Raw genomic sequence first — 18071 nt, forward strand, 5'->3', positions numbered from 1 at the left:
GCCCGCTCACTACAGGGCCAGGTCAGGCCTTGATGAAATGCTTACGGTAATGCTGCAACTCTGCAATCGACTCGCGAATATCATCCAGCGCCAAGTGGGTGCTGCCTTTATGGAAGCTGTCTTTGACTTCCGGCGCCCAGCGCGCAGCCAGCTCTTTAAGCGTCGACACATCCAGGTTGCGGTAGTGGAAGTAACTCTCCAGCCCCTTCATGTGCGTATAGAGGAAGCGACGATCCTGGCAAATGCTGTTACCGCAGATCGGCGACTTGCCCTTGGGCACCCATTTTTCCAGGAAGGCGATGGTTTCGGCTTCGGCTTCGGCCATGCTGATGCGGCTGTCGCGCACGCGCTGAGTCAGGCCGGAGTTACCGTGGGTGCGGGTGTTCCACTCGTCCATGGTGGCCAATACGGCATCGCTGTGGTGGATGGCGATCACCGGACCTTCAGCCAAGGTGTTGAGATTGCTGTCGGTGACAATCGTGGCCATCTCGATGATGACGTCGGTGTCGGGGTTCAGACCGGTCATTTCCAGATCGATCCAAATCAGGTTCTGTGGGTTTTGCATGGCTTGATTCTCTTGGCACCTTGGCGTAGCTGCGCAGTTTAGCAGGCAGCGCCGTGCTAGACTCGCGACCGTTTCACCTAAACCTTTGCATTATCGACACGGAACACCAATGGCCAAACGCCAGCTCAATCGTCGCCAAAACTGGCGCATCGAAAAGATTCAAGGTGAGCGTGCCGCGCGCGCCGCCAAACGTGAATCCTCCGCCGTAGAAGCGCTCGAGGGCGGCGACCTGGGGCCCGAACAGACGGGCCTGGTGATCGCGCACTTCGGTGTGCAGGTCGAAGTCGAGGCGCTGGAAGGCGAACTCGCCGGCTCGGTCTCCCGTTGCCACCTGCGCGCCAACCTGCCGGCGCTGGTCACCGGCGACAAAGTGGTCTGGCGTGCCGGCAACCAGGGCATCGGCGTGATCGTCGCCCAGTTGCCGCGCAACACCGAACTGCGCCGCCCCGACAGCCGTGGTCAACTCAAGCCGGTAGCGGCCAACGTCGACATGATCGTGATCGTATTCGCGCCGTTGCCTGAGCCGCATGCCAACCTGATCGACCGCTATCTGGTAGCAGCCGAACATGCCGGCATTCGCCCATTGTTGCTGCTGAACAAATTCGACCTGATCGACGAGCAGAATGCCCCGGCGCTGAATGCGCTGCTGGCGGTCTACCGCACGTTGGGTTACCCGGTACTGGAAGTCTCGGCGCATCACGGTAACGGCATGGAACAGCTGCAGCAGCAGTTGGACGGGCACATCAGCGTGTTCGTTGGTCAGTCGGGCGTGGGTAAATCCTCGCTGGTCAACAGCCTGCTGCCGGAAGTCGACACCCGCGTGGGCCCGCTGTCGGAACTGTCCGGCCAGGGCACCCACACCACCACCACCGCGCGGTTGTTCCACTTCCCCGGCGGCGGTGAGCTGATCGACTCCCCAGGCATCCGTGAATTCGGCCTCGGCCACGTCAGCCGCAGCGACGTGGAAGCGGGCTTCATCGAATTCAATGACCTGATCGGCACCTGCCGCTTCCGCGACTGCAAACACGACCGCGAGCCAGGCTGTGCGTTGCTCAAGGCGCTGGAAGATGGCCGTGTGCAGCAGCAGCGGATGAACAGCTATCGGTCGATTATTGCGAGTCTGCCGGAGAGCACTTACTAAGCTGCTCCCCGAAGGTAGATACAACAAGGCCGCGATCATCGCGGCCTTGTTGTATGTGGAAATCTACGAACCCGCACCTGGCACCGTAGGATCTTTCACCCCACCATCATCAAACAAATTCAGCTTCTGACGCAGCTCATGCGCCGGCAACGGCTCCTGCCCTGGCGGAATGGCGTTCGGGTCGACCGGTACTTCACCCGGCGCACCTGCGCCTGGGGTGGGTTGCGGCGCCGGCGGCTGATCACCTTCAATCGCACGCTGGGCCTTTTTGGTCAGCACCACGATATCGATACGGCGGTTGGACGGGTTGAACGGGTCTTGATGATCAAACAGCTGCGAGGAGGCAAAACCCACCACGCGCGCCACTTGCGGGTCCGGGTAGCTGCCGGCCACCAGCGCGCGGCGTGCCGCGTTGGCGCGATTGGCCGAGAGTTCCCAGTTGCCGAAGTCGCCCTGGCCCGCGTACGGTTTGGCGTCGGTGTGGCCGCTGATGCTGATTTTGTTCGGCACTGCCTTGATGGTGTCAGCCATGGCCAGCAGGATGTCTTCAAAGTACGGCTTCAAGCGCGCACTGCCGGAGTCGAACATCGGCCGGTTGGCCGCGTCGGTGATCTGGATGCGCAGACCTTCAGGCGTGATTTCGAACGAAATCTGATCCTTGAATTTCAGCAGCTGCGGGTTTTCCTCAACCTTGGTCTGCAACTCTTGCAGCAACAGCTCAAGGCGTTCTTGCTCGACCTGCTCAGCCATGGATTCGACAGTGTCGCGCTCGATCGGGATTTTTTCCTGCGGCGCTTCGGTCTTGACCTCTGGATTAATGGTGCGCTCAGGCGCCAACTGCGGCGAACCGCCCAGGTCGATCACGAAGGGCGTGCCACTTTCCGAGAAACCAATGGGGTCTTTGAAGTAGCCGGCGATGGCAATCTTCTGTTCCGGCGTGGCGGTAGACATCAGCCACAGCACCAGGAAGAACGCCATCATCGCCGTCGCAAAGTCGGCGAAGGCGATTTTCCAGGCGCCACCATGGTGCCCCGCAGCGAAGCGCTTGACGCGCTTGATGATTATCGGCTGGTTGTTTTCCATGGCTTAGCGACCGCGAACCGCTTGTTCCAGCTCGGCGAAGCTTGGGCGATGTTTCGGGTACAGCACCTTGCGACCGAACTCCACCGCCAGCGAGGGCGGCATGCCGGAAGCGGAGGCTACCAGGCTGGCTTTGATCGATTCGTACAGGTTGATTTCTTCCTTGGCGTCATGGGCCAGCGAGGTGGCCAGCGGACCGAAGAAACCGTAGGCCGCGAGGATACCGAAGAAGGTACCTACCAGCGCCGCACCCACGTGCATACCGATGGCTGCCTGGTCGCCTTCGCCCAGGGAGGCCATGGTCACAACAATACCGAGTACCGCCGCGACGATACCAAAACCCGGCATGCCGTCGGCGATGCCGGTCACGGCGTGGGACGGGTGCTCCAGCTCTTCTTTCAGGCTGAACAATTCCATGTCGAACAGGCCTTCCAACTCATGGGGGGCCATGTTGCCGGAGGACATGATGCGCAGGTAGTCACAGATGTAGGCGGTCATGCGCTCATCTTTGAGCACGGCCGGGTACTTGGCGAAAATCGGACTGGCCGAGGCGTCTTCGATGTCGGCCTCGATGGCCATCATGCCTTCGCGGCGGCTCTTGTTGAGGATCTCGTAGACCAGCCCCAGTACCTCCAGGTAGAAGGTGTGGGTGAAGCGCGAACCAAACATGCCCAGGGATTTCTTGACCACGTGCATGGTCATGTAGCCAGGGTTCGCCTGCAAGAATGCGCCGAACGCCGCACCACCGATGATCAGCACTTCGAAGGGCTGGACCAGCGCAGCAATTTTACCGTGGGACAGGACGTAGCCACCGAGCACACTTGCGATGACGACGATGATGCCGATAATTTTAGCCATAGGAGATGAGTACTTGCGCCGTCGGGTTCATGGACATATTGGGGGGAACTGAAAACTCTTGTTCCTCTTATCGGCAAAACTGCGCCAGACTATAGCCCGTTAAGGCGAAAAGCCAGTTCGGCCCGCTCCGGGCGTGTTGACCGCAAGTGATGATCGCGCCCCAATCATGGCTAATGAAACGACAGTCCCAACTGCAAAACCTACTTCTCTCGCCGCTTGGATCAAGCGCCTGGACGATGTGCTGCTGCCTGTTCCCCAGGCCAGCCACGACCGCGTGTGCAAAGGCATCCGCGACAGCCGCAGCTCATTACGAGATATTGCCGAGCTGATGCAAGACAGCCCGGCCCTCGTGCTCAGCGTGATGCGCGAAGCCAACAGCCACACCCATGGCAGCCTGGCGGAACCGGCGGAAAACCTCGAAGTAGCGCTCAACCGCCTGGGCCTCAAGCGCGCCGAGGAACTGTTGGCGCGCCTGCCTTCGGTGCCCGCCAGCGAGATTCCCGTGGCGCTGCGCCAACTGTTGTTGATAAGTCAGCACGCTTCGCAGCAAGCCAATGGCCTGTTCGGCAGCCGGCTGGCACGACTGTGGCAGGACATTCACTGGGGCAGCCTGCTGTTTCTGTCGCCGCTGTGGCCGATGGCGGTCGCCTACCCCAAGCTTCTGGAAGAATGGGAGCTGCGGGTTATCCATAAAGGCCAATCAGCCCGCCAGGTCGAGCAGGAATTGTTCGGCATACGCCTGCTCGACCTGTGCGTCGGCCTGACCGAAGCCTGGCACCTGCCGATTTGGGTCTCCCAGGGCTACAAGCTGCTGTTGAGCGAACGGCGCTTGCTGGTCAAGGCGCTGCATATCGCCCGCGAAGATGACCCGCTGCGCCATCAGCAATTGCTCGACGCCGAACCCAACCTGCGCCGCTGGCTGAACCAGCCGGCCAATACCGTGTTGCTGGCCAACGGCCTGGCGATGTCGGCGCAAGAGTCCTGGACCTGCCCGCACACCGAACGCTGGCAGCTCCTCACTGCGCTTTACCTGCAGCAGCCCCTGAGCGAGATACAGCAACACGTCCACCAACAAGCCGTGACCAGCGCCCGCACCACGCTGATGCCCGACCTCTGGCACCCGGCGCTGTCACTGATCTGGCCCTGGCACGTGCAGAAGATTCATCGCGGCCTGCTGCCGGCACCGCCGCCTACCGCCGAGTCGCTGGCCGTGTGGCGTAAACGGTGCACAGAACTGCTGGTAGAACCGAGCCGCTTTGCCAACGCGATGCACCTGACCACCTGCGCCAAGGAGGCCCTGGTGGCCAGCGGCATGCAACGGGTCATGCTGCTGATGACCGACCGCGCCCAAAGCACTTTGCGCGTGCATCAGGTTGACGGCCTACCAAAGGACGCCACCAACCTGAGCCTGGACGTGGTTAACAGCACGCTGCTGCAGCGCCTGCTGGAAAAATCCGCCCAGGTGCGTCTCAACCCTGAAAACCACGCCCAGTTCTCGGCCTTGCTGCCACCGATCCTGCGCCGCCTGTTTACCGGTGAACACCTGCTGCTGCGCTCCTTGAGCTGCAATGGCAAGGTGGTGATGCTGATGGTGGCCGACCAGGGCGGCGGACCGTTCTCGGAAACCACCGTGCAGGCCTTCGGCAAAACCGCCCAATGCATCGAGAAAGCCCTGCACTGCTTTACCAACCGCAGCGCCTGATGCTTGCGCTACAATCGCCCTCTTTTATCGCCAACATTTGTGACCAGGAGACCTCACATGCCTGACTTCTCTGGCTTGCCGCTGGTGATCGAACCCAGCGACCTGCTCGGTCAACTGGATGCCGAACACCTGATTCTGGTGGACCTCACCAGTGCCGCCCGCTACGCCGAAGGGCATATCCCCGGCGCGCATTTCGTTGACCCCAAGCGCACCCAATTGGGCCAGGCGCCGGCACCCGGCCTGCTGCCCAACAAGGCGGACCTTGAGAAGTTGTTCGGCGAACTGGGCCACACCCCGGACGCGACCTACGTGGTCTACGACGACGAAGGCGGCGGCTGGGCCGGGCGGTTCATCTGGATGCTCGACGTGATCGGCCATCAGAAATACCACTACCTGGATGGTGGCCTGCTGGCCTGGCTGGAAGAGGAACGCCCGGTCTCCACCGACGTACCCGCCCCCGTCGGCGGTCCGGTCAGCCTGACGCTGCACGAAGGCCCCACCGCCACCCGTGAATACCTGCAAAGCCGCCTGGGTGCTGCCGACCTGGGCATCTGGGACGCACGCGGCCCGCTGGAATATTCCGGTGAAAAAGTCCTCGCCGCCAAAGGCGGGCACATTCCCGGTGCCGTGAACTTTGAATGGACCGCTGGCATGGACCCGGCACGCAACCTGCGTATCCGCCGCGACATGCCGCAGATCCTCGAAGGCCTCGGACTGACCAAAGATAAAGAAATCATCACCCACTGCCAGACTCACCACCGCTCTGGCTTCACCTACCTGGTGGCCAAGGCGCTCGGTTATCCGCGAGTCAAAGGTTATGCCGGTTCCTGGGGCGAATGGGGCAACCACCCCGACACCCCCGTCGAGATTTAAGGTTTAAGGACAGTTATGAAAAAGCAGTTGTTTATCCTCAGCCAGTACTTGCTGCCACACCACTTGCTGTCGCGCCTGGCCGGCTGCATCGCCGAGTGCCGCGTGCGCTGGTTCAAGAATGCCTTCACCACCTGGTTCGCCAAGCGCTATCAAGTGGACATGTCCCAGGCGCTGGTTGAAGACGTGACCGCCTACGAGCACTTCAATGCCTTCTTCACCCGCGCGCTGAAAGACGGCGCGCGCCCACTGGATCAAACACCAGGCGCGGTGTTGAGCCCAGCCGATGGCGCGGTCAGCCAGCTCGGCCCGATCGAACATGGCCGCGTGTTCCAGGCCAAGGGCCACAGCTTCAGCGTGCTGGAATTGCTGGGCGGCGATGCCGCTGTAGCGGCGCCGTTCATGGGCGGCGATTTCGCCACCATCTACCTGTCGCCGAAGGACTACCACCGGGTGCACATGCCACTGGCCGGTACCCTGCGCGAGATGGTCTACGTGCCAGGCCGCATCTTCTCGGTCAACCAGACCACCGCCGAAAACGTGCCGGAACTGTTTGCGCGTAACGAGCGTGTTGTATGCCTGTTCGACACCGAACGCGGCCCGATGGCCGTGGTATTGGTGGGCGCGATGATCGTGGCGTCGATTGAAACCGTATGGGCCGGCTTGGTGACGCCGCCGAAGCGTGAACTGAAAACCGTCCGTTATGACGAAGCGGCGCGCGCGCCGATCTATCTGGAAAAAGGCGCGGAGTTGGGTCGCTTCAAGTTGGGTTCTACGGCGATCGTGCTGTTTGGGCCGGATCAGGTGACGTGGGCGCAAGAGCTGGTGGCAGGTACGCCTGTGCAGATGGGCCAAGGCATCGCTTTACCTAAAGCCTGACACAAATCCAAATGTGGGAGCGGGCTTGCTCGCGAAAGCGGTGGTTCAGTCAATGATGTGTCGACTGATACCCCGCATTCGCGAGCAAGCCCGCTCCCACATTTTTTACCGCATTTATTCAGTTACAGCTGACCGTCGCGATCGCGGAAGCCCAGCAGATACAACACCCCATCCAACCCCAAGGTCGAAATCGCCTGCTTCGCCGACTGCTTCACCAACGGCTTGGCGCGAAACGCCACACCCAACCCGGCAATCGCCAGCATCGGCAAGTCATTCGCCCCGTCGCCGACCGCAATGGTCTGCTCCAGACGCAAACCTTCCTTGTGAGCCAGCTCCTTCAGCAGATCTGCCTTGCGCTGTGCATCGACAATCGGCTCCACGGCCACGCCAGTCACCTTGCCATCCACCACTTCAAGCTCGTTGGCGAACACATAGTCGATGCCCAGTTTGGCCTGCAATTGCTTGGCGAAGTAAGTGAAGCCACCCGACAGGATTGCGGTCTTGTAGCCCAGGCGCTTGAGTTCAGCGAACAGGGTTTCTGCGCCTTCGGTCAGGCGCAGGGACGCACCGATGGAGTCCAGCACGCTGACGTCCAGGCCTTTGAGCAGCGCCAAGCGCTCCTTGAAGCTGGCGCGGAAGTCGAGTTCACCGGCCATGGCGCGTTCGGTAATTTCCGACACCTGCTCGCCGACGCCAGCAGCCTTGGCCAACTCGTCGATAACTTCGGCTTCGATCAGCGTGGAATCCATGTCGAACACCGCCAGGCGACGGTTGCGGCGGAACAATGAGTCTTCCTGGAAAGCGATATCCACGTTCAGTTCCTGCGCCACGCTGAGGAACTCGGCGCGCAGAGCTTGAGGGTCGGCTGGCTCACCGCGCACGGAGAACTCGATGCAGCCCTTGCCCTTGTCAGCGGGAGTGTCCAGCGGCATGCGACCCGACAAACGGTCGATATGGTCGATATTCAAACCATACTGCGCGGTGATCGAGCTGACACGCCGCAATTGCTCAGCGGTGACCTTGCGGGTCAACAGGGTCACGATGTGGCGTTTTTTGCCCTGGCCGGCCACCCATTGCTGGTAATCAGCTTCGGACACGGGGGTGAAACGCACCTGTTGATCCAGCTTGTACGCCGTAAACAGGATGTCCTTGAGTACCGATGACGCCTGTTCAGTGCTCGGGATCTCAACCAGAATGCCGAACGACAAGGTGTCGTGGATCACCGCTTGGCCGATGTCGAGAATGTTCACACCACCCTGGGCCAGCACACCGGTAATGGCTGCGGTCAGACCTGGGCGGTCTTCCCCCGTGATGTTAATCAGGACAATTTCGCGCAAGGCGCACCCCCAGGCTGGAAAAAAACCGCATTCTACCCACTTTCAGTGACCATCGGGCACAGCCAGCGCTTTGCCGGTCCTAGGGCTGTCGCTATACTGCGCGTCAACTTCACGGACCAAGAGCCGAGCGCAAGTGAACCGGCCCACGCCAGTAAAAACCGATAACTTCTTCCTGCTGATCTTCCGGGCACTGCGCCACCGCCGTGTACCGATCGCATTACGCATCGCCAGCCATAACGTGATCCTGGTCGCCCTGGCCCTGGTGATCTACGCCTGCGTGATGGGTTTGCAGTTCAAACAGGCCATGCACGAGCAAGCCGACGCCCTGGGCGAGAGCCTGACCACCCAGACCGCCACCTCGGCGACTGAGCTGCTGGTGTCCAACGACATCCTCAGCCTCAACGTGCTGCTCAACAACCTGACCAAAAACCCGCTGGTGGCCCATGCGGCCATCTATAGCGTGGACAACCGGATCATGGCCGAAGCCGGGCAGCGCCCGAAAAACGGCCTGCTGGGTGAAGCCGAAGGGCTCTACCAGAGCAATATCACGTTTCAGGATGTAAAGGCCGGCCAACTGCGCATCAGCCTGGACATGCAGCAATTCCAGCAGCCGATGACCATCAGCCTGCAAAGCATGGGCATCCTCAGCGCGATCCTGCTGGCCTTGGCCCTGGCGTTGAGCTTGCGCCTGGGCCGGCACATCTCTACACCGCTGATGCAACTGCGCATCTGGCTGCGGGACATCGATGAAAACACCCCGGCCACTGACCGCCAGGATGAAATCGGCGACCTGGCCCGCCAACTGCACGCCAGCTTTGCCCCGGAACCGGTAGTGCGTGAGGTTGAACCTGAGCCTGAGTTCGACGATACGGACTACGACGACGAGCCCGAATTTGAAGTGCAAGACGCTCCGGTAGCGGGCTTGAAGCCTGCCACACGCCGCGCGTTCAAAGCCGAAGAAGACGAGCTGGACGACGAAGACCCGTTTGCCGACCTGCGCGACACCTCGGCAAGCGCCCCGGCCATCGCGCCAAAACCGGCACCGGTCAAGAGCACCGAACCCCAGTACAGCGCCGTACTGGCTGTGCAACTGGGTGCGCAGGACCAATTGCGTCGCCTGCCCCGTGCGCGCCTGACCGAATTGCTGGAACGCTACCGTGACTGCCTCGACCAGGCCGCTTCGCTGTACCAGAGCGAACTGCACACCCTGAACGATGGCAGCACGCTGATGTTGTTCCACAGCGAAGACAGCGGCGAGGACTACCTGACCAACGCTATCTGCTGCGGTGAACTGTTGCGTGCCCTGGGCCACGCCCTGCAAATCGAAGTGGCTGACAGCGGCATTACCCTGCAATTGCAACTGGGCCTGACCGTAGGCGACGACCTGTTCGGCATGAGCCAGATCGACCTGTTGCTGACGGAGATCGCCCAGGACGCCTTGGCCTTGTCGCAACACAGCCGCAATTTGCTGCTGGTGGAGCGCAAGATCAGCGAAGACACGCTGATCCGCCAACGCGCACGTATCCGCCCGATTGCCAGCCCAGAGGGCGCCAGCTGCGTGGAACGTTTGATGGAGCCGTATCCGTCGATGCTGGAGCGGCAGTTGGCGCGGATGCACGAGACCCGCAAGCCATAAGCAACACGACACAATCCCTGTGGGAGCGGCTTGTGTGGGAGCGGGCTTGCTCGCGAAGGCGGTATTCCAGCTGAAGCATTCGCTGACTGACACACTGCATTCGAGAGCAACCCCGCTCCCACATTTTGAGTCGCGCACAAACAAAAAGGCCCGCTGAGTCAGCGGGCCTTTTTGTTTGTGCGTGATTCAAATCAGAACCTGAACACTTCCATATCTGTACGAATCGGCACCGCCATCGGCATCTTCGGCTTCTGCGGCTCTGCCGGCTTGGCCTGTGTCGGGGCGTTCTGCTTGCGGGGTGCCTCGGCGATCGGCGGCTGATTGGCCAACGGCTTGAGCGCCACCGACAATTGCTGCGCCAGATGCTGCAACAGCACGCCCTGGGCCTGGACCTGGGACGCAGTGGTGCCGGTGTGTTCTTCCTGCAGATGCACGATGCGGTTATCGCGCACCTGGCCACGACGGTCGATCAAGCGCCATTGCGCATCGAGGATCGCCGGTTGCGATGTACCAGAGTCAAGCCGGGTAATGGTCAGCAACACTTGCACATCCGGGCTAAAACCAGTGGGCGCAGGCGCGAGTACAACACGCTGGCTATCCAGATGCCCGGCCACTTGGCGCAGCATCAATTGGTTGATGTCGGAGGACAAACTGCCCGCCCAGCGACCATCGGTAGAACCTTGCAGGCTGCCGTCGTTTTGACGTTGCAGCAGGGTTTCGCGTTGCAGGTAGTCGGCTACGACCACCGGGCCCAACAAAACGGCCAGGCCAGCGCTTTGTGCTGGCTGAGCCGGACTTCCGCTGTCCAGCTGGTACAGCGACACAGGCTGATGTGTGCTGCAACCCGCCAACCCCAAAAGGCCAGCGAGCACGAAAATAAAAGGAAGGCGTGGAGCAGTCATCATCCCATCCAGGTGGCTGCCACAAGGCGAACCACAATGTAATACTAAAAATAACCTAAACACGCTCGGCCACGCCGGCGCTGGAAAGGCCATATCATCCGTGAATATGCGCCATGACTCCAGCGCCAAAGCGTCGATCTACGCTTTAAATCGTAGATCGAGGGCTCTAAACCGCCTTAAACAGGCGTTTCCACCAATAAAGCATCCACTCGCTGGAAGCCACGTGGCAATTTGTTACCACGACGACCGCGCTCGCCCTTGTAATGTTCAAGGTCGTCAGGGCGCAGCGACAGGGTGCGTTTACCGGCTTGCAGCACCAGCGTGGAGCCTTCTGGTATGACAGCAATGTCGGTCACGTACTCTTCGCGGCTGGCAACCCGCTCGCCGGGGATACCAATAATCTTGTTGCCCTTGCCTTTACCCAACTGCGGCAGGTCGCTGATCTTGAACACCAGCAGACGCCCTTCGGTGGTCACCGACGCCAGCCAGTTGCTCTCGCGGTCGTCCACCGGCCGCGGCAGGATCACCTTGGCGTTGTTCGGCAGGCTCAGCAGCGCCTTGCCTGCCTTGTTCTTGGCCTGCAGGTCTTCACCCTTGACCACAAAACCGTAACCCGCGTCTGACGCAATCACGTACAGCGCATCGTCGTCCGGCAGCAGCACGCACTCGAAATTCGCTCCGGGCGGCGGTGTAAGGCGCCCGGTCAACGGCTCGCCCTGCCCCCGAGCGGATGGCAAGGTGTGGGCCGGCACCGAATAACTGCGCCCGGTAGAATCGATAAACACCGCAAACTGGTTGGAACGCCCGGCAGCAGCGGTCTTGAACCCGTCGCCCGCCTTGTACGACAGGCCAGTGGCATCAATATCATGCCCTTTGGCAGAGCGAACCCAACCCTTTTCCGACAGAACGACGGTAATTTTCTCGTTCGGCAGCAGCTCGGTCTCTGTCAGAGCCTTCGCTTCGGCGCGTTGCACGATAGGCGAGCGGCGGTCGTCGCCATAGGTTTCGGCGTCTTTGATCAGCTCGCTGCGCACCAGCTTCTTCAGCTTGGCTTCACTGCCCAGCAGCGCTTGCAGCTTGGCTTGTTCCTTGAGCAGCGCGTCTTGTTCGTCGCGCAGCTTCATTTCTTCCAGTCGCGCCAACTGGCGCAAGCGGGTGTCGAGGATGTAGTCAGCCTGGATCTCGCTCAGCTCGAAACGCGCGATCAACTCGGCTTTCGGGTGCTCGGCGGTGCGGATGATGTGGATCACTTCATCCAGGTTGAGGTAGGCGATCAGCAAGCCGTCCAACAGGTGCAGGCGGCGCTCGACCTTATCCAGGCGGAATTGCAAGCGGCGGCGCACAGTGTTGACGCGGAATTCCAGCCACTCCACCAGCAGATTGCGCAGGTTTTTCAGCTGCGGCTTGCCATCCAGGCCAATGATGTTGACGTTGACCCGATAGCTCGACTCCAGGTCCGTGCTGGCGAACAGGTGCTGCATCAGCACTTCGTGGTCGACCCGGCTGTTGGTCGGGATGATCACGATGCGGCATGGGTTTTCGTGGTCAGACTCGTCACGCAGGTCGGCAACCTGCGGCAGTTTCGACGGTTTCGCCTGCATCAACGCGGCGATCTGCTCCAGCACCTTGGCGCCCGACACCTGGTGCGGCAGCGCGGTGACAATAATGTCGCCGTCTTCAATGTGGTACACAGCGCGCATGCGTACCGAGCCTTTGCCGGTTTCGTACATCTTCAGCAGGTCGGCACGCGGCGTGATGATTTCCGCTTCGGTCGGGTAGTCCGGGCCCTGGATATGCTCGCAGAGCTGCTCGACCGTGGCTTTCGGCTCGTCGAGCAAACGCACGCAGGCCGTGGCGACTTCGCGCAGGTTGTGCGGCGGCACGTCGGTCGCCATGCCGACCGCAATACCGGTGGTGCCATTGAGCAGGATATTCGGCAAACGTGCCGGCAACACCAGGGGTTCGTCGAGGGTACCGTCAAAGTTCGGCCCCCAGTCCGCAGTGCCCTGGCCCAGCTCACTGAGCAACACTTCCGAATATCGCGACAGGCGCGCTTCGGTATATCGCATGGCGGCGAAGGACTTGGGATCATCCGGCGCACCCCAGTTACCCTGGCCGTCCACCAGCGTGTAGCGGTAGCTGAACGGCTGGGCCATCAGCACCATGGCTTCGTAGCACGCCGAATCGCCGTGGGGGTGGAACTTACCGAGCACGTCACCGACGGTACGCGCCGACTTCTTGTGCTTGGAATCGGCATCCAGGCCCAACTCACTCATGGCGTAGATGATGCGCCGTTGGACGGGCTTCAGGCCGTCGCCGATATGCGGCAAAGCACGGTCCATGATCACGTACATGGAGTAGTTGAGGTAGGCATTTTCGGTGAAGTCAGCCAGCGACCGGCGTTCTACGCCGTCTAAGCTGTCTGCGAGGATGTCACTCATGCGGGCCTCATCATTGTCGGGTAAGGCGCAGCGGAACTGCCGCTGCGCCGGGTCAATTCAAAAAAACAGCGGTTCATGGCTGGGCGCTCCAACCACCGGCAGGGGCGGCGAAACGATAGACCACGGGGCGCTTTTCACCATCGGCACGCGGGCCGAAATTGTTGTCGATGCCCAGCCAGGCACCTTCTGCGTCCACCACCAGGGCTTCAGCCAGGCCGTAAGGCTGGGGATAACGCCGCTCAGGCGTCAGGGTCTCGTCGGCAAACGACCAGCACAGCTCGACCTTGGCCGTGACCGCATCGCGCCGGCAAATCTGGAACGCATTGCGCTCCAGTGTGAACAGCTTGCCGTTGAACAGCGCCAGGTCGGCGAAATCCTTGGACACCGCCTTGGCGTTAGGGAACTGCGCCGGTTGTACCTCCTGGCCGGCCTCGCTCAACAATACGCAGGGGCCGTCACAGTCCCATAAGCTTTGCGGACGCTTGATCGAAATCAGGCCGCGTCTTTCACGCTCGGCTGCCAGCCAAATCTGATTGCCCTCGGGATTGATCGCCAGCCCCTCGAATAACGCATTAAAGTGCAACAACATGCCGCTGGCCCGCGCTTCACGCACCATGCCCGGCGCGATCTTCAACCACTCAGGCGCGCCCGTCACTGGCACTTGCAGCACCGCCGCATGGGCCTCACTGACAATGTAACGATTACCCACGGCATCGCAGGCAATGCCTTCAAAATCCAGGTCGCCGCCACGAATGAACGAGGCGGCCTTGGTGCGCGAACGCAACCCCCACGGCAGCCCGGATTCCGGCACCGGCGGCACGTCGATCTTCACAACCTCGGCTTGCCAGGTCGGTGCGCTGATATCCAGGCGATAGATCTGGTCGTCATCGCGGTCGGAAACCGTCCACAGCTCGTGACCGCATACGGCCAGGCCCGACAGGTTACCGCCACGCATGCCGTCCACGGGGTGTTCGGAGAGAAGCTTGAGCTCTGCAACGGGCGCGGCGACCACCTCGGTGGCCGCCAACCCGCTCAACATCAGGATCGCCAGGGCGAAACCTGTGCGCATCAGCCCAGCACCTCGGCCAGGTTGCCTTTGGATTCCAGCCAGGACTTGCGGTCCGGCGCGCGCTTCTTCGCCAGCAGCATGTCCATCATTTCCGACGTGGCGGCGTAGTCTTCCAGGGTCAACTGCACCAGGCGCCGAGTGTTCGGGTCCATGGTGGTTTCGCGCAGTTGCGGTGGGTTCATTTCACCCAGGCCTTTGAATCGCGTGACCTGCGGCTTGCCGCGCTTCTTCTCGGCCACCAGGCGGTCGAGGATGCCATCGCGCTCGGCTTCGTCCAGGGCGTAGTAAATTTCCTTGCCCAAGTCGATACGGTACAGCGGCGGCATGGCGACGTAGACGTGGCCGGCATCCACCAATGGGCGGAAGTGCTGGACGAACAGCGCACACAGCAACGTGGCGATGTGCAAGCCGTCGGAGTCGGCGTCGGCGAGGATGCAGATCTTGCCGTAGCGCAGCTGGCTGATATCGGCCGCGCCCGGGTCGACACCGATGGCCACGGCGATGTTATGCACTTCCTGGCTGGCCAGGACTTCGCTGCCATCGACTTCCCAGGTGTTGAGGATCTTGCCGCGCAACGGCAGGATCGCCTGGAACTCCTTGTCCCGCGCTTGCTTGGCGGAACCACCGGCGGAGTCACCTTCCACCAGGAACAGCTCGGAGCGCATCGGGTCCTGCCCCGCGCAATCGGCCAGCTTGCCCGGCAGTGCCGGGCCCGCCGTGATGCGCTTGCGCTCGACCTTTTTACTGGCCTTGAGACGACGGCCGGCGTTGTTGATCGCCAGTTCCGCCAGCGCCAGGCCCAGCTCAGGGTGCTCGTTGAGCCACAGGCTGAACGCATCCTTGACCACACCGGAGACAAACGCTGCCGCTTCACGGGACGACAGGCGCTCTTTGGTCTGGCCGGAGAATTGCGGCTCCTGCATCTTCATCGACAGTACGAACGCAATGCGCTCCCACACGTCTTCCGGCGCCAGCTTCACGCCGCGTGGCAGCAGGCTGCGGTACTCGCAGAATTCACGCATGGCATCCAGCAGGCCCTGGCGCAAACCGTTGACGTGGGTACCGCCCTGGGCCGTCGGGATCAGGTTGACGTAGCTTTCCTGCACGCTGTCGCCACCTTCCGGCAGCCACAGCAGCGCCCAGTCGACGGCTTCTTTATTACCGGCCAGACTGCCGCAGAACGGCTCGTTAGGCAGGCGCTCAAAATCGCTGACGGAATCTTCCAGGTAGGAGCGCAGGCCGTCTTCGTAGTGCCACTCGACCTTCTCGCCGGTGCCCTTGTCTTCAAAGGTCACCAGCAGGCCTGGGCACAGAACAGCCTTGGCTTTAAGTACGTGCTTGAGGCGGCTGATGGAAAATTTCGGCGAATCAAAGTATTTCGGGTCCGGCGCGAAGTACACGCTGGTGCCAGTGTTGCGCTTGCCAACGGTGCCGATCACCTGCAGGTCGGTGGCTTTGTAGCCATCGGCGAAGGTCATCTCGTACTCGTTGCCGTCGCGCTTGACCTTGACCCGGACGTGGTTCGACAGGGCGTTGACCACCGAAATACCCACACCGTGCAGGCCACCGGAGAACTGGTAGTTCTTGTTGGAGAACTTGCCGCCAGCGTGCAGCTTGGTGAGGATCAGCTCGACGCCCGACACGCCTTCTTCAGGGTGAATGTCCACTGGCATGCCACGACCATCGTCGGACACTTCCAGGGAGTGGTCAGCGTGGAGAATGACGTGCACCGACTTGGCGTGCCCGGCCAAGGCTTCGTCGACGCTGTTGTCGATGACTTCCTGGGCAAGGTGGTTCGGCCGACTGGTGTCGGTGTACATGCCGGGGCGTTTGCGCACCGGGTCGAGGCCCGAGAGGACTTCGATGGCGTCGGCGTTATAAGAGCTAGCGCTGGGAGTGGCCATGGGGTCTCGTCGTGAGTCGTTCGATTAAAAAAAGACCTGCGACTTTACAGTGCTGCAAAGTCGAAGGATTGATACTGATCTGCGCCAATCCCGGCAAAGCTCAGCAGCGCCGGTAATTGCTGGGCGAACCCTTGGTAACCATGGTCGCCACCGGCCTGGATGCGCAAGGCACAGGCCCGGTAATACTGTTGGGCGAGGCGATAGTCCAGGGTTTCGTCCCCGGTCTGCAACCACACCTGATAACGCGCGGCGTCCTGGGGCGCCGGGACTTCCAGCTCGGCCAGTGCCGTCACGTGGTCGTGGGTCAGTTCCCAGGTTTCGTCGGTGTAGAGGTTCTTTTGGGTGCCCAAATAACCGTCGAACATCCGGTGGGGGCTGACCGCTGGGTTCACCAGCAGCGCCTTGAGGCCATGGCGTTCGGCAAGATGGGTTGCATAGTAGCCGCCGAGTGAGCTGCCGACCAGCAGTGGCCGCCCCAGTTCAGCGATAGCGGCTTCCAACTGAGGAATCGCCTGACGAGGATGGTGATGCAGCGCCGGCACGCGCAGTTGGTCAGCCAGGCCGAGGGTATCCATCACGGTGATCAACTGGCTGGCCTTGTTGGACGCCGGCGCGCTGTTGAAGCCGTGGATATACAGGATCGAAGCGGACATGCCGGGCTCTCCGTGACGTGGCCAAAGAGGCGCAGTTTACAGGGATCGGGGTGGTGTGTGAGTCCCCTATCGTCCAGCCGCTGCAGAACCAATGTGGGAGCCGACTTGCCCGCGATGGCGGTGGATCAGTCCTGCATGTATTGGCTGGCAAGCAGCCATCGCAGGCAAGCCCGCCCCCACACTTTTGATCAGCGTTTACAGCTTTTAATAGCCGTTGCTGCCGTAGTCCACGGTAAATGCGAAATCCTTGACCCGCTCCACGCCGGTCTCCAACCGTCCGTCGGCATGCAAGCGTAGCCAGCGATACCCCGGCGCCTGCTCGCTGACCTTGAAATCCTCGCTGCCCGGCGCGAACTGAATGCAAGTGGACGGCGACGCCAACAGCCGCACGCCGTTGCGCTCGCGGTCGATCTCCTGGTGCACGTGGCCCCAGAGCACCGCCCGTACCTGTGGAAAACGGTCGAGCACGGCAAATAAAGCATCGGGATTGCGCAGGCCAATGGGCTCCATCCAGGCGCAACCGATGGGCACCGGATGATGGTGAAAGCACACCAGATGATGCCGGCTCGGTGCTTCGCTCAGGGCCTGGGCGAGCAATTGCAGTTGCTGGTCTTGCAGGTAGCCCGGTACCGAACCGGGTACAGCCGAGTCCAGCAAGGTGACGCGCCAGTTGCCGACATCGACCACCGGCTCCAGCAAGTCGCTGTGCATGGCGGCGTCGGCCATGATCTGCGGCTCATCGTGATTACCGGGGATCCAGCGGGCCGGGGCACCGATGGGCGCGGTCATGTCACGAAATTGCTGGTACGACGCCAATGTGCCGTCCTGGGACAAATCCCCCGTGGCCAACACCAAATCAATCCGCGGCTGCTGCGTGTGCACCAGCTCGATCACCCGTTGCAGGCTTTCACGGGTGTTCATGCCCAGCAGCGTGCCATCGGTCTCGGCAAACAAATGGCTGTCGGACAGTTGCACCAGCAAGGCTGGCGCATCAGGACTCACAGTGGATACGCTCGGCAAGGCGCTCTCCCAAG

15 protein-coding genes are annotated in these 18071 nt (G+C 61.4%); 5 read left to right on the top strand and 10 right to left on the bottom strand.

The features are described 5' to 3' along the window. Positions 1-22 precede the first annotated feature (22 nt). Positions 23-565: an oligoribonuclease gene (gene orn / locus JBO08_RS19725; RefSeq protein ID WP_003171343.1), complete on the bottom strand. Its 543-nt coding sequence runs from the start codon at positions 563-565 to the stop codon at positions 23-25. A gap of 109 nt (positions 566-674) precedes the next feature. On the opposite strand from orn, the gene rsgA reads away from it, so the two are divergent. Then, positions 675-1706 (top strand): small ribosomal subunit biogenesis GTPase RsgA, encoded by a 1032-nt coding sequence (gene rsgA, locus JBO08_RS19730; RefSeq protein WP_065909689.1) that lies wholly within the window; start codon positions 675-677, stop codon positions 1704-1706. Between the two features lie 63 nt (positions 1707-1769). On the opposite strand, the gene motB is transcribed toward rsgA, so the two are convergent. Together motB and motA are read right to left on the bottom strand one after the other, a co-directional pair. Then, positions 1770-2789 carry a flagellar motor protein MotB gene (gene motB / locus JBO08_RS19735; protein WP_065909692.1) on the bottom strand — a complete coding sequence of 340 codons (1020 nt, stop codon included), beginning with the start codon at positions 2787-2789 and terminating at the stop codon, positions 1770-1772. 3 nt (positions 2790-2792) lie between these two features. Further along, complete coding sequence (gene motA / locus JBO08_RS19740) at positions 2793-3644, bottom strand: flagellar motor stator protein MotA (protein WP_049710310.1); 852 nt, start codon at positions 3642-3644, stop codon at positions 2793-2795. 166 nt (positions 3645-3810) lie between these two features. Here motA and JBO08_RS19745 point away from each other — a divergent pair, with 166 nt between their 5' ends. From JBO08_RS19745 to asd, 3 genes are read left to right on the top strand one after another with little or no spacing between them, the layout of a single operon-like run. Continuing rightward, positions 3811-5346, top strand: coding sequence for an HDOD domain-containing protein (locus tag JBO08_RS19745; protein ID WP_065874381.1), 1536 nt, complete (start codon positions 3811-3813; stop codon positions 5344-5346). 57 nt (positions 5347-5403) lie between these two features. Continuing rightward, positions 5404-6219, top strand: coding sequence for a rhodanese-like domain-containing protein (locus JBO08_RS19750; protein WP_065874369.1), 816 nt, complete (start codon positions 5404-5406; stop codon positions 6217-6219). A gap of 15 nt (positions 6220-6234) precedes the next feature. Continuing rightward, the gene (asd, locus tag JBO08_RS19755) at positions 6235-7095 is read left to right on the top strand and encodes an archaetidylserine decarboxylase (RefSeq protein ID WP_065889104.1); all 861 of its coding nucleotides are present in this window, start codon (positions 6235-6237) and stop codon (positions 7093-7095) included. A 122-nt stretch (positions 7096-7217) separates the two neighbouring features. Here the strand turns inward: asd and serB are convergent, their stop codons facing one another. Next, the gene (gene serB / locus JBO08_RS19760) at positions 7218-8432 is read right to left on the bottom strand and encodes a phosphoserine phosphatase SerB (RefSeq protein WP_220074875.1); all 1215 of its coding nucleotides are present in this window, start codon (positions 8430-8432) and stop codon (positions 7218-7220) included. Positions 8433-8565: 133 nt separating this feature from the next. Between serB and JBO08_RS19765 the strand changes: the two genes are divergently transcribed. Beyond that, positions 8566-10068 carry an AhpA/YtjB family protein gene (locus tag JBO08_RS19765; protein WP_049710314.1) on the top strand — a complete coding sequence of 501 codons (1503 nt, stop codon included), beginning with the start codon at positions 8566-8568 and terminating at the stop codon, positions 10066-10068. A 191-nt stretch (positions 10069-10259) separates the two neighbouring features. Here the strand turns inward: JBO08_RS19765 and JBO08_RS19770 are convergent, their stop codons facing one another. From JBO08_RS19770 to cpdA, 6 genes are all read right to left on the bottom strand, one after another. Beyond that, positions 10260-10970 (bottom strand): membrane integrity-associated transporter subunit PqiC, encoded by a 711-nt coding sequence (locus tag JBO08_RS19770; RefSeq protein ID WP_065874371.1) that lies wholly within the window; start codon positions 10968-10970, stop codon positions 10260-10262. A 176-nt stretch (positions 10971-11146) separates the two neighbouring features. Continuing rightward, the gene (gene parC / locus JBO08_RS19775) at positions 11147-13411 is read right to left on the bottom strand and encodes a DNA topoisomerase IV subunit A (RefSeq protein WP_065879901.1); all 2265 of its coding nucleotides are present in this window, start codon (positions 13409-13411) and stop codon (positions 11147-11149) included. A gap of 73 nt (positions 13412-13484) precedes the next feature. Then, complete coding sequence (locus tag JBO08_RS19780; RefSeq protein ID WP_065874373.1) at positions 13485-14480, bottom strand: esterase-like activity of phytase family protein; 996 nt, start codon at positions 14478-14480, stop codon at positions 13485-13487. Beyond that, positions 14480-16384 carry a DNA topoisomerase IV subunit B gene (gene parE / locus JBO08_RS19785; protein ID WP_049710318.1) on the bottom strand — a complete coding sequence of 635 codons (1905 nt, stop codon included), beginning with the start codon at positions 16382-16384 and terminating at the stop codon, positions 14480-14482. Before parE ends, JBO08_RS19780 begins: the two co-directional genes overlap by 1 nt. 44 nt (positions 16385-16428) lie before the next feature. Beyond that, positions 16429-17037: a YqiA/YcfP family alpha/beta fold hydrolase gene (locus tag JBO08_RS19790; RefSeq protein WP_065879899.1), complete on the bottom strand. Its 609-nt coding sequence runs from the start codon at positions 17035-17037 to the stop codon at positions 16429-16431. Positions 17038-17241: 204 nt separating this feature from the next. Next, positions 17242-18057: a 3',5'-cyclic-AMP phosphodiesterase gene (gene cpdA / locus JBO08_RS19795; RefSeq protein ID WP_065874375.1), complete on the bottom strand. Its 816-nt coding sequence runs from the start codon at positions 18055-18057 to the stop codon at positions 17242-17244. Positions 18058-18071: the final 14 nt, after the last annotated feature.

The sequence above is a fragment of the Pseudomonas sp. LAP_36 genome (genome assembly GCF_019456785.1).
GTDB lineage: Bacteria > Pseudomonadota > Gammaproteobacteria > Pseudomonadales > Pseudomonadaceae > Aquipseudomonas > Aquipseudomonas tritici.